Consider the following 12,121-nt stretch of genomic DNA (forward strand, 5'->3'; position numbering starts at 1 on the left):
GCCGAGGCGCTCAGCTCCAGTGGGCGTTTTGCGTTACTGGGGGACCGTGCAGGGTGGAGAACCGGCGCCTTCGCAGAAGGCGCCGGTTGACTCCGGGCGTCCCGCCCTTCGCCCTTCGGGCCAGCGGCTTCGTCGCTGTTCGCTTCGGAATCCATGCCTTCGCAGTGACCGGTTCGCCTGGATCGAATCGGAACAGCCGCGCAGCGGCTGGCCACGTAGCGCGCAGCGCGGAGGAGGCAGGCTCAGGGTGTGCGCGGTGACCGCAGCGAGCGGAGTCGAATGCGAACCGCGTCGGCGGCCTTGCGAAGCTACTTGGGGCAGCACGTTGCGCCGACGCAAGGACGAACGGTGAGCTGCTGGCACTCGAACTCCGCGGGGCGGTGCGCCGTCGGCGACGGCCGACTGGGTGTTCGCGCGCGGCGGCGCCGGTGATCGGAGCGGACAGACCGCGCCCAGCACCGGTGTGCGGTTGGCTACGCGAGCACGCGGATCCGATGCCGTCGTCACGCGCAGTCGGTTGCGCAGGGAATGACCACATCTGCGCAGACACTCGACCTTTCGCGACGAATATTGCAGAAAAAGGTTGACGCATGGCATCGCGATCAGAATAATCGCGCGCCTTCCGACGCTGTTTCGACGGATTCGCCGAAGTGGTATCCTAGGCGACCGCCGCCGCGGCGACGGAACACAGGTTGCAATGCGCCCGTAGCTCAGCTGGATAGAGCACCAGGCTACGAACTTGGTGGTCGGGAGTTCGAATCTCTCCGGGCGCGCCACTTGTACTCGAAGGGTGCTTCGGCACCCTTTTTGTTTATGCAGGAGTCCGGTTCATCGCGTGGCGAAGGACGGCTGCGCGGCAGCTCCGGATTGACGCCAAGGGCGGTGCTTCGTACCATCGGCGATCCTTTCGTCGCGGCTGGTAAGGCGCGAGGGCAGGCTCGACGGGGTATAGCGCAGTCTGGTAGCGCGCCTGCTTTGGGAGCAGGATGTCGGGGGTTCGAATCCCTCTACCCCGACCATCTGCTCGCGGGGCAGCGTGACCGGCGCAGTGCCAGGCGCCGGAGCCTGTGACAATGCGGCTGTCGATGCGCCCGTAGCTCAACCGGATAGAGCATCGGCCTTCTAAGCCGACGGTTGCAGGTTCGAGTCCTGTCGGGCGTGCCATCCGCCGTTCGGTTCTACGGCGGGATGGAAGCCTGCAACGAGGTGTTGCGCGGCGGTGTGTTGCCGGTGTGCACAGCTTCAGTGGTGGGCGTAGCTCAGTTGGTTAGAGTACCGGATTGTGATTCCGGTTGTCGGGGGTTCGAGTCCCCTCGTCCACCCCAACTTTCGTTACAATTTTTAGAAGAAGCGGGCCGTTAGCTCAGTTGGTAGAGCAGGAGACTCTTAATCTCTTGGTCCTAGGTTCGAGTCCTAGACGGCCCACCATTTTTCCCCTGGCGCGAGCGCGCCGGCTCCCGGAAGAGCCTTCGCGCGGGCGACAGGCCGGTCCGGGCGAAAGTGGCGAAACTGGTAGACGCACCAGATTTAGGTTCTGGCGGGGCAACCCGTGAGAGTTCGAGTCTCTCCTTTCGCACCACTTCCTCCGCAACGTGCCTGACGCAGCGACCGCCTGGGGCGACCCAGCCAGCGGCGCTTCGTGACGTCCGCAGCCGGGTCGGGAGGAAGGCATCGGCACGGGACGTGCCGCCGCATCGAGCGCGCGAGCGCGTGAAGCGAAAAACGTGGCGCCGTGATGCCGCGACCGTTTTTCAGCGAGCCGCGACCGGATGCGCGGTCTCGCCAACTGCACACTGATCCTGAGGAACACCATGCAAGTCTCGATCGAAAACGTCGGTTCGCTCGGCCGCAAGCTCACCGTTCGCCTTCCCGCCCAGCGCCTGGAGGAGACGGTGCGTTCGCGTATCCAGGAGATGGGGCGCAGTGCCCGCCTCAAGGGCTTCCGCCCGGGCAAGGTGCCGGCCAAGGTGATCGAGCAGCGCTACGGCAGCCAGATCCGCAACGAGGCGCTGTCGGAGATGATCGGCTCGAGCTTCCAGGAAGCGGTCACGCAGGAGAAGCTGCGCCCGGCCGTGCAGCCGTCGATCGCGACGACAGGGCGCCCCGAGAACGGCGAGATCGAATACACCGCCACCTTCGAGGTGCTGCCGGAGATCGGCAAGCTCGACGTGAGCGGGCTCGAGATCGTCAAACCGGTCGCGAGCGTGACCGACGCGGACATCGACCAGATGATCGAGACGCTGCGACTGCAGCGCCGCACCTGGCACGCGGTCGAGCGCACGGCGAAGGACGGCGACATGGTGCTGTTCGAGTTCGCCGCCGAGGCTGAAGGCTTTCGTCACCCGGAGAGCGGCACCGACCGCGTCGGCGCCGTGCTCGGCTCGGGCGCCTACTCGAAGGAACTCGAGGACAAGCTCGCCGGCCACAAGGCTGGCGATGAATTCACCACCCACGTCGACTTCCCGACGGCGGTGCGCACGCCTGCGCTCGCCGGCAAGTCCGTCGACGTCGCCGTCAAGCTCGTGCGCGTGCAGGAAGCCCAGCTTCCGCCGGTCGACGAGGCGTTCGCGGCAAGCTTCGGGGTCAAGGAAGGCGGACTCGCGCGCTTTCGCGAGGACGTCCGCGCGAACCTCGAGCGCGAGCTCAAGGGCGTGCTGATGGGGCGTCTCAAGGCCGGCGCGCTGGAGAAGCTCGTCGAGGCGCACCCCGAGCTCGAGCTGCCGCAGGGCATGGTCGAGAACGAGGCGCGCCAGCTCGCGCGCCAGGCGGGCCTGCAGAGTCCCGAGGCGGTCGGGCAGTTCTTGCCGACCGCGCGACGTCGTGTCAGCGCGGGCCTGCTCATCGGCGAACTTGCGCGCCAGAACGACATCCGCCTCGACTCGCGCCGCGTCAGCGAGGCGCTCGCGACGATCGCCTCCACCTACGAAGAGCCGGAACAGGTCGTTGAACTCTACTCGCGCGACCCCCAGTTGATGAGCGCGCTGCAGAACCGCGTGATCGAGGACCAGGTCGTCGAGTGGCTGGCCGACCACGCCAAGTGCAGCGAACAGCAGCTCAGTTTCAACGACGTCATGCGGCCGGGCGCCTGAGCGGCCGGCGCCAGGAGAATGCCATGTCCAGCCTGATCACCCCCGCCACCGGTCTCAACCTCGTCCCGATGGTGGTCGAGCAGACCTCGCGTGGCGAGCGCGCCTACGACATCTACTCGCGACTGCTCAAGGAGCGCGTCGTGTTCGTGGTCGGGCCGATCGACGACTACATGGCGAATGTCGTGGTCGCGCAGTTGCTGTTCCTCGAGTCGGAGAACCCGGACAAGGACATCAACCTGTACATCAACAGCCCCGGTGGCGTCGTCACCGCGGGCCTCGCGATCTACGACACCATGCAGTACATCCGCTGCGACGTGAGCACGATGTGCGTCGGCCAGGCCTGCAGCGCGGCGTCGCTGCTGCTGACCGCGGGTACCAAGGGCAAGCGCTATGCGCTGCCGAACTCCCGCGTGATGATCCACCAGCCGTCGGGTGGCGCGCAGGGCCAGGCGACCGACATCGAAATCCAGGCGCGCGAGATCCTCTACCTGCGCGGCCGCCTGAACCAGATCTACGTCAAGCACACCGGCCAGGCGCTCGAGCAGATCGAGCGCGACATGGAGCGCGATCGCTTCATGAGCGGCGAGGATGCGAAGGCGTACGGCCTGATCGACGCGGTGCTCGACCGCCGTCCGGGCGAAGCCCCGGCGCCCCCGGCCTGATCCCGCGAATCTGCGCCACTTCACGGTTCCTTACATCGATCGCGGCCGGACCGAGGGTCCGGCCGCGCTGTGCTATCCTGCGCCGGCAATTGCGGCGACACTCCGAGGCGGAGCATGACTGACGACCGGCAAAGCCGATCGGGCGACAACGGCAAGATCCTCTACTGCTCGTTCTGCGGCAAGAGCCAGCACGAGGTGCGCAAGCTCATCGCGGGTCCGTCCGTGTTCATCTGCGATGAATGCGTGGAGCTGTGCAACGACATCATCCGCGAGGAGCTCGAGGAGAAGGCGGCCAGCGCGCGCAGCGACCTGCCCAAGCCGGCCGAGATCCTCGACGTGCTCGACCAGTACGTGATCGGGCAGGCACGTGCGAAGAAGGTGCTCGCGGTCGCGGTGTACAACCACTACAAGCGACTCGAGACGCGCAGCCGCAACGACGACGTCGAACTCGCGAAGTCGAACATCCTGCTCGTCGGTCCGACCGGCTCGGGCAAGACCCTGCTCGCCGACACGCTCGCGCGCCTGCTCAACGTGCCTTTCACGATCGCCGACGCGACGACCTTGACCGAAGCCGGCTACGTCGGCGAAGACGTCGAGAACATCATCCAGAAGCTGCTGCAGAAGTGCGACTACGACGTCGAGAAGGCGCAGAGCGGCATCGTCTATATCGACGAGATCGACAAGATCTCGCGCAAGAGCGAAAACCCGTCCATCACCCGCGATGTGTCGGGCGAAGGCGTGCAGCAGGCGCTGCTCAAGCTCATCGAGGGCACGGTCGCCTCGGTGCCCCCGCAAGGCGGGCGCAAGCATCCGCAACAGGAATTCCTGCAGGTCGACACCAAGAACATCCTGTTCATCGTCGGCGGTGCGTTCGCCGGGCTCGAGAAGATCATCCTGCAGCGCTCGGAAGCGACCGGCATCGGCTTCAACGCCGAGGTGCGCAGCAAGGACCGCCAGGCCGACGCGAGCAAACTGCTCGCCGACGTGCAGCCGGAAGACCTGATCAAGTTCGGCCTCATCCCCGAGTTCGTCGGTCGACTGCCCGTGGTCGCGACGCTCGAGGAGCTCGACGAAGCCGCGCTGGTCAAGATCCTGACCGAGCCGAAGAACGCGATCACCAAGCAGTTCAAGAAGCTGTTCGAGATGGAAGGCGTCGAACTCGAGTTTCGCCCGGACGCGCTGTCCGCGATCGCCCGCAAGGCGATCAAGCGCAAGACCGGCGCGCGCGGCCTGCGCACGATCCTCGAACAGGTGTTGCTCGACACGATGTTCAACCTGCCGTCGCTCGAGCACGTGAGCAAGGTCGTCGTCGACGAGGCCGTCATCAACGGCCAGGCCGAGCCCTACCTCATCTACCGCGGCAACATGCAGACGCGCGCTGCCTCGGAATGACGCCGGCGCGCGCCGCGCTCTTGCAAAACGCGTCGCACATCCTCACTTGACGATACGGCAGCGTGGGTCCACGCTGCCGTTCGTGTTTCCGCGAAACCCCGTTTCGCCACCGTTTATTTTCAAGTCCGATGACCGACAAGCCGAGCAAGCTCCCGAAGACCCCCCACGACCCGGTCGAGTTGCCGGTCCTGCCGCTGCGCGACGTGGTCGTGTTCCCGCACATGGTCATCCCGTTGTTCGTCGGGCGCGAGAAATCGGTGCGCGCGCTCGAAAGCGCGATGGCCGACGACAAGAAGATCCTGCTCGTCGCGCAACGCAGCCCGGACGTCGACGAGCCCGCAGCGGGCGACCTCTACACGATCGGGACGATCGCGAGCGTCCTGCAACTGCTCAAGCTGCCCGATGGCACGATCAAGGTGCTCGTCGAGGGCACCGATCGCGCGGAAATCGCCGCATTCGGCGAGCGCGACGGCCTCATGGTCGCGCATGCGCGGGTGCTCGAAGCGAGCTATACGCGCGGCGAGCGCGAGATCGAGGTCATCGGTCGCCAGCTCACGAGCCTGTTCGAGCAGCTCGTGAAACTGTCGCGCAAGATCCCGCCCGAGCTCATGTCGACGCTGGCCGGGATCGAAGACCCGTCGCGCCTCGCCGACACGATCGCCGCGCACATCGCGGTGCGCGTCGCCGAGAAGCAGCGCGTGCTCGAAACCGTCGACGTCGCCGATCGACAGGAATTGCTGGTCGGCCTCGTCGACGGCGAGATCGACGTGCAGCAGATCGAGAAGCGCATCCGCGGCCGTGTGAAGTCGCAGATGGAGAAGAGCCAGCGCGAGTACTACCTCAACGAGCAGATGAAGGCGATCCAGAAGGAGCTCGGCGACATCGAGGATGCGCCGAACGAACTGGAGGAACTCGCGCGCAAGATCGCCGCCGCGGGCATGCCCAAGCCGATCGAGGCGAAGGCACGGGCCGAGCTGAACAAGCTCAAGCAGATGTCGCCGATGTCGGCCGAGGCGACCGTCGTGCGCAATTACATCGATTGCCTGCTCGGCGTGCCGTGGAAGAAGAAGACCAAGGTGCGCCGCGACCTCAAGCGAGCCGAGGAAGTGCTGGATGCGGATCACTTCGGTCTCGAGAAGGTCAAGGAGCGCATCCTCGAGTACCTCGCCGTGCAGCAGCGCGTGCACAAGATGAAGGGCCCGATCCTCTGCCTCGTCGGTCCGCCCGGTGTCGGCAAGACTTCGCTCGGCCAGTCGATCGCGAAGGCGACCAACCGCAAGTTCATCCGCATGTCGCTCGGCGGCGTGCGCGACGAAGCGGAGATCCGCGGTCATCGCCGCACGTACATCGGCTCGATGCCCGGGCGGATCATCCAGAATCTCGCCAAGGCCGGGACGAAGAACCCGCTGTTCGTGCTCGACGAGATCGACAAGATGTCGATGGACTTCCGCGGCGATCCGTCCGCGGCGTTGCTCGAGGTGCTCGATCCGGAACAGAACCACACGTTCAACGACCACTACCTCGAGGTCGACGTCGACCTGTCCGAAGTGATGTGGATCGCGACCGCCAACTCGCTCAATATCCCGCCGGCGCTCGCGGACCGCATGGAGATCATCCGCATCCCGGGTTACACGGAGGAGGAGAAGCTCAACATCGCCCAACGCTACCTCGTGCCGAAGCAGCTCAAGGCGAATGGCCTCAAGGCGGCCGAGCTGTCCGTGTCGGAGGAAGCGCTGCGCGACGTCGTGCGCTACTACACGCGCGAGTCAGGCGTGCGCAGCCTCGACCGCGAAATTTCCAAGATCTGCCGCAAGGTGGTCAAGGAACTCAGCCTCGCTGCGGCGAAGGCGGCCAAGAAGGGCGGCGAGCGCAAGCGCGGCAAGGTCAGCGTGACGGCGAGGAACCTCGACGATTACCTCGGCGTGCGCAAGTTCACCTATGGTCGTGCCGAGCAACAGAATGAGGTCGGCCTCGTGACCGGGCTCGCCTGGACCGAGGTCGGCGGCGACCTGCTCAGCATCGAGGCGACGATCGTGCCCGGCAAGGGCAAGCTCATCCACACCGGCCAGCTCGGCGACGTGATGCAGGAGTCCATCCAGGCCGCGCTCAGTGTCGTGCGCGCGCGCGCCGGTCGGCTCGGCGTCGATCCGGAGTTCCACCAGAAGCTCGACATCCACGTGCACGTGCCCGAGGGTGCGACGCCCAAGGACGGCCCGAGCGCCGGTATCGCGATGTGCACCGCGCTCGTGTCGGCGCTGACCAAGGTGCCCGTGCGTTCCGAGGTCGCGATGACCGGGGAGATCACGCTGCGCGGACGCGTGCTGCCGATCGGTGGTCTCAAGGAGAAGCTGCTCGCTGCGCATCGCGGCGGCATCACGACGGTGATCATTCCGGAAGAGAACCGCAAGGACCTCGTCGACATCCCGAAGAACGTGACCCAGTCGCTCGAGATCCATCCCGTGCGCTGGATCGACGAGGTGCTCGACATCGCGCTCGAACGTCCGCTCGCGCCGGCCTCGAAGGCCGAAGGCGAAGCGCCGATCGCGCGCGAGGAGCACCCTGCCGAGACGGGCGTGCGCCCCCATTGAGGTTTCGCGATGAAGGCGGTGCACGCGGTGCCGCCTTCACTCGTGCCATGGCGAGGCGCAGCTGCCTGGCATGAATGTCGTTGCATCGCGCGCAAGCACGCGAATTTCCTGCAAATCCGCGCTCCATATCGTGTTGCGTGGCCTTGGGGGCACTGGTATAAAGAGCGCGCCGCGATCCAGGTGACGCAGCCGTCCGGGCGATTGCGGGGTACCGAGACGCGCTGACCCGAGGTGTTCCACCTCCGCCCATGCGCGTTTCGACTCGATCATTTTCTGCGGGGCGCGTGCCCCGTGCGGGAGTCCTACATGAATAAAGCCGAATTTGTCGCCGCGATCGCGGATGCCTCCGAACTGACCAAGGCCGACGCCGAGCGCGCCATCGAGGCGATGTTCAAGGTGGTGAAGAAGACGCTCAAGGCCGGGGAGTCGATTTCGCTCGTCGGTTTCGGCACCTTCGTGGTACGCAAGCGCGCCGCGCGCACGGGTCGCAATCCGCGCACGAACGAGACGATCAAGATCAAGGCTTCCAAGGTTCCCGCGTTCAAGGCCGGCAAGGCCCTCAAGGACGCGCTGAACTGACGCAGGACCACGCGGCCGCGGCGCGTCGCCGCGTCCACGACGACGACACGGGTGCTTAGCTCAGCGGTAGAGCGTCGCCCTTACAAGGCGAGGGTCGGGGGTTCGAAACCCTCAGCACCCACCAGTAAGCCGAGCGGGCCCTGCGGCCGCCACGCTTCCGCGCGATGGGGATGCGCGAGCGGGTTCCACGGCTGGCGGCCGCCTGCCGCGATCCCGCCATCCAGCGACGGCGCCCTCGGGCGCCGTCGTCTTGTCGGGAATGGTCCCGCGCGGCGTCCGTGACCGCGTAAAATCGCTCCTCCGGTCCGGCCGACACCCCGTACCGTCTCCATCAGACAGGTTCCCAATCCATGCTGCAGATTCTGCGCGGAAAGAAATCCAGCTTGTTCGTGAAGATCGTCCTCGGGGTGATCGTCATCGGCTTCTCGTTCTTCGGCATCGAGTCGTATTTCGTCGCGAACACGAATTCCGATGTCGCGAAGGTCGGTGGCAGTTCCATCAGCGAGCAGGAGTTCACCCAGCGCTACAACCGCGCGGTTCAATTCGAAATGCAGCGCATGAAGCAGCAGTTCGGCGCCAACGTGAATGCGTCGATGTTCCAGACGCCTGCGTACAAGCATCGCGTGCTCGACGACCTCGTCAACGAGAAGGTGCTGCTCGAGGCGAACGACCAGCTCGGCCTCGTCGTTCCGGTCGAGCGCCTGCGCAACGAGATCCGGAAGGTCGCTGCGTTCCAGAACGAGGGGTCTTTCGACGCGGAGCAGTACAAGCAGGTGCTTGCCGCGAACGGCATGAGCCCGCAGTCGTTCGAAGACGAGATGCGCAAGGAGATCGGCCGCAGCTTGCTGCCGACGCAGATCGCGGCGACCGCGATCGCGACCGACAGCGACGTCGACGCGTACCTGCGCCTGCGCGACCAGACGCGCGATTTCCGTTACGCGAAACTCGACAAGCCCGCAGCGGCCGAAGGCGAGATCAAGGACGATGAGATCGAGGCCTGGTACAAGCAACACCAGGCCGAGTTCATGGTGCCGGAGCGGGTCGCGGTGGAGTACCTCGAACTCGACGCATCCAAGCTCGAGATCGACGAGAAGCCGGACGACAGCGTGCTGAAGGAACGCTACGAGAAGGCGAAGTCGCGCTACGTCACGGCGGAACAGCGCCTTGCCTCGCACATCCTCGTCAAGGTGGGCGGCAAGGGCGCGCCGGAAGACCAGAAGGCGGCGCTCGCGAAGGCCGAAGCGATCGAGCAGCAGCTCAAGGACGGCAAGGATTTCGCGACGCTCGCGAAGCAGGAGTCGGCCGATCTCGGCTCGAAGAACCAGGGCGGCGATCTCGGTTGGCTCGATCGCGGCGCGACCGAAGAGGCGTTCGAGAATGCGCTGTTCTCGCTCGCCAAAGGGCAGGTTTCCGCGCCGGTGTTGACGGCCGAGGGCTATCACATCATCGAATTGCGCGACGTGCGCCCGGGCAAGACGCGCAGCTTCGAGGAGGTCAAGCCGGAGCTGCTGAAGGAATACGCCGACGGCGAGCGCGAGCGCGTCTACTCCGACAAGGCGGGGCGGCTCACCGAGCTCACCTACCAGAATCCGTCCACGCTCGAGACCGCCGCGACCGAACTCGGCCTCACGGTGCAGAAGACCGACCTGTTCGCGCGCACGGGCGGCCAGGGCATCGCCGCCAATCCGGCCTTCGCGAAGGCCGCCTTCAGCGACGGCGTGCTCGTGCAGAACAACAACTCGGACCCGGTCGACCTCGGTCCCAACCACATCGCGGTCCTGCGCATCGCCGAGCACAAGCCGGCGACGCCGAAGCCGCTCGCCGAGGTGCGCGACGCCGTGCGCGCGCGCATCGTCGCCGAACGCACGAGCAAGCAGGCGAAGGAGCATGCCGACGCGCTGTTCGCGCAGCTCGGCAAGGACAAGACGTTCGATGCGTTGGCGGCTTCGGACCACCTCAAGCTCGAAGAGCAGAAGGGCATCGGCCGCGATGCCGCGACGCTCGACAGTCGCTTGGTGTCCGCGGTGTTCTCGATGCCGAAACCCGCGCAGGACAAGCCGAGTTACCGCCTCGTCGATCTCGGTGGCGACAGCTACGCGCTCGTGCAGCTGACGGCCGTGACCGACGGCGACCCGTCCAAGCTCGACGCGAAGACGCGCGAAGCCGCGCGCAATACCTTGCAGCAGCAGGTGTCGGCTTCGGTCACGCGCGAATTCGTCGACGCCGTGCGCAAGGCGACCAAGATATCGATTTCGGAAGGCAAGTTGCAGGACCAGAATCCGTAACGCCGTCCGTTCGCGATGGAGAGAAGGCCGCGCTCGTGCGCGGCCTTTTCGTTTCGAGCGAGCGCTCGCGGGATGAGGGAGCGGCGGTCGCGCCGGAAAGCGATGGCTCGCGGTCCGCGGCCGCGACGCGGCGGACCTGGCCGAGCCGTTGCGCCGAGGGCAGCGCCGCACGCGCGCGACGGGTGCATCCCCGACGGTTGCCCCTCGCGCGCCCCGCGCTTCGACAGCCGCCGCGGAACAGGCGTCGCCGCGCCGGATTGCCTACCGGCCGTGGCGCGATCGGGGTTCCGACGGACCCACCGGCGCGGTCGCGCGTGAGCGCTCGAGTGTCCGCCGGATCGCCACCCGATGATGGCGTGCGCGCACTTCAGGGCTCGAAGCCATCGCGGAAGATCAGGTCGATCTGGTTCGGGCCGCAGGTCACTACGACGTCCGTGACGGCAGCATCCACGGTGCCGTCGCCATGGGTGATCGCGCAGGTCTGGATCGTCGGTTGCGTCGCGACCGTGACTGCATAGTTCGAGCCGTACGGCAACGTGTCCGGGAACGCGAAGTCCGTCGCGCCCGCCGGCACGTCGAGTGGCGCGCCGCCGTTGAGCGACAGCACGAGTCCGTCCACGGCGAGTCCTGCGACCGTGCCGCCGATCGTGAACTGCTCCGGCTCGAACGTCGCGGTCAGCGTGCAGTCCGACAGCAGCGGGCCCGCCGTGTAGGTCGGCGCAGCGAACGTGCCGGGGCAGCCCGTGACGCTCGCCACGTGCTGGCCGACGCCGGGCGTGACCGTGAACGTGAGCGTGGTGCCCGACGTCACCGACTGCGGCGTCGACGGATCGATCGTGCCATCGCCGATGACCTCGGGCGTGGCGGTCACGGTGGTCGGAACGACTGGAACGTCCACGAACACCGCATTCGGCGTACCCGGTGTTCCGCTGCCGCCGCCCGCGGTGTTCACGCCTTGCACGTAAATGATGTGACGACCCGAGGCGAGGCCCGCGAGGGCCACGTTGCCGCGTACCGCTTCGGTCTTGGCGTTGAACGCGCCGTCGACGGGCGAGAGCGCGATCGGTACGGCGCCGGGTTCCCACGGCAATCGATCGACGTACGCATTGGCTGCGCCGATGGTGTAGGTCGTCTGGGTGCCGTTGGATTGGTTGTAGCGCACGTCGTCGATGGTGGCCGCCACCGTCGTGTAGAGTCCACCGGCTCCGGTCGCCGGCGTGGTCGCGGTTATGCCGTACGCGTCGGGACCGGTCGGCAGGCGATACGGCGCGGCGGCCGCGCGCGCGGCGTATCTCAGCGCCGCGAAATTGTCCGGGTAGGTGCTGGACGTGAATGTGCTGCACGACTCGAAGAAGTCGACGCCGAGTTCGATCGTGTACGCCGGTACGCCGAGCGCGCCGTAGAAGTTGTCGTCGGTGGTGCCGTCGGTCGGGTAGAGCGAATCGGACTGTTCCGGCGTGTAGTCGTTGAACCAGGCCAGGCGCCGCCCGAACGTCTGCAGTGGCGTCCGGTTCGGCGCCGCGTTC

6 protein-coding genes, 7 tRNA genes and 1 pseudogene are annotated in these 12,121 nt (G+C 66.3%); 13 read left to right on the top strand and 1 reads right to left on the bottom strand.

Features of this window, described 5'->3' with window-relative positions; genetic code table 11:
• Positions 1–699 precede the first annotated feature (699 nt).
• The 13 genes from VI238_RS05045 to VI238_RS05105 all read left to right on the top strand — a co-directional run bounded on the left by VI238_RS05045 (position 700) and on the right by VI238_RS05105 (position 10,595).
• Positions 700–776: transfer RNA gene (locus tag VI238_RS05045), tRNA-Arg, on the top strand.
• Between the two features lie 166 nt (positions 777–942).
• Positions 943–1,019 (top strand) — tRNA-Pro (locus VI238_RS05050).
• Positions 1,020–1,087: 68 nt separating this feature from the next.
• Positions 1,088–1,164 (top strand) — tRNA-Arg (locus tag VI238_RS05055).
• A gap of 84 nt (positions 1,165–1,248) precedes the next feature.
• Positions 1,249–1,325 (top strand) — tRNA-His (locus tag VI238_RS05060).
• A gap of 27 nt (positions 1,326–1,352) precedes the next feature.
• Positions 1,353–1,428: transfer RNA gene (locus VI238_RS05065), tRNA-Lys, on the top strand.
• Between the two features lie 66 nt (positions 1,429–1,494).
• Positions 1,495–1,579, top strand: a tRNA-Leu gene (locus VI238_RS05070).
• 232 nt (positions 1,580–1,811) lie between these two features.
• Entirely contained in the window at positions 1,812–3,089 is a 1,278-nt protein-coding gene (gene tig / locus VI238_RS05075) for a trigger factor (protein WP_331649122.1), read from the top strand.
• A 23-nt stretch (positions 3,090–3,112) separates the two neighbouring features.
• Complete coding sequence (gene clpP / locus VI238_RS05080; protein ID WP_331649124.1) at positions 3,113–3,751, top strand: ATP-dependent Clp endopeptidase proteolytic subunit ClpP; 639 nt, start codon at positions 3,113–3,115, stop codon at positions 3,749–3,751.
• A gap of 114 nt (positions 3,752–3,865) precedes the next feature.
• Positions 3,866–5,143, top strand: a complete 1,278-nt coding sequence (gene clpX / locus VI238_RS05085; protein ID WP_331649126.1) for an ATP-dependent Clp protease ATP-binding subunit ClpX — start codon at positions 3,866–3,868, stop codon at positions 5,141–5,143.
• A gap of 128 nt (positions 5,144–5,271) precedes the next feature.
• Entirely contained in the window at positions 5,272–7,731 is a 2,460-nt protein-coding gene (lon, locus tag VI238_RS05090; RefSeq protein WP_331649128.1) for an endopeptidase La, read from the top strand.
• A gap of 291 nt (positions 7,732–8,022) precedes the next feature.
• Positions 8,023–8,310 (top strand): HU family DNA-binding protein, encoded by a 288-nt coding sequence (locus VI238_RS05095; RefSeq protein WP_310735126.1) that lies wholly within the window; start codon positions 8,023–8,025, stop codon positions 8,308–8,310.
• Between the two features lie 49 nt (positions 8,311–8,359).
• A tRNA-Val gene (locus VI238_RS05100) sits at positions 8,360–8,434 on the top strand.
• Positions 8,435–8,660: 226 nt separating this feature from the next.
• On the top strand, positions 8,661–10,595 hold the full coding sequence (locus VI238_RS05105; RefSeq protein WP_331649131.1) for a SurA N-terminal domain-containing protein: 1,935 nt from the start codon (positions 8,661–8,663) through the stop codon (positions 10,593–10,595).
• Positions 10,596–10,962: 367 nt separating this feature from the next.
• Here the strand turns inward: VI238_RS05105 and VI238_RS05110 are convergent.
• Positions 10,963–12,121 (bottom strand): annotated as a pseudogene (locus VI238_RS05110) (hypothetical protein); the annotation flags it as partial.

The sequence above is a fragment of the Dokdonella sp. genome (assembly GCF_036518555.1).
In the GTDB taxonomy this organism is placed as follows: Bacteria; Pseudomonadota; Gammaproteobacteria; order Xanthomonadales; family Rhodanobacteraceae; genus Dokdonella_A.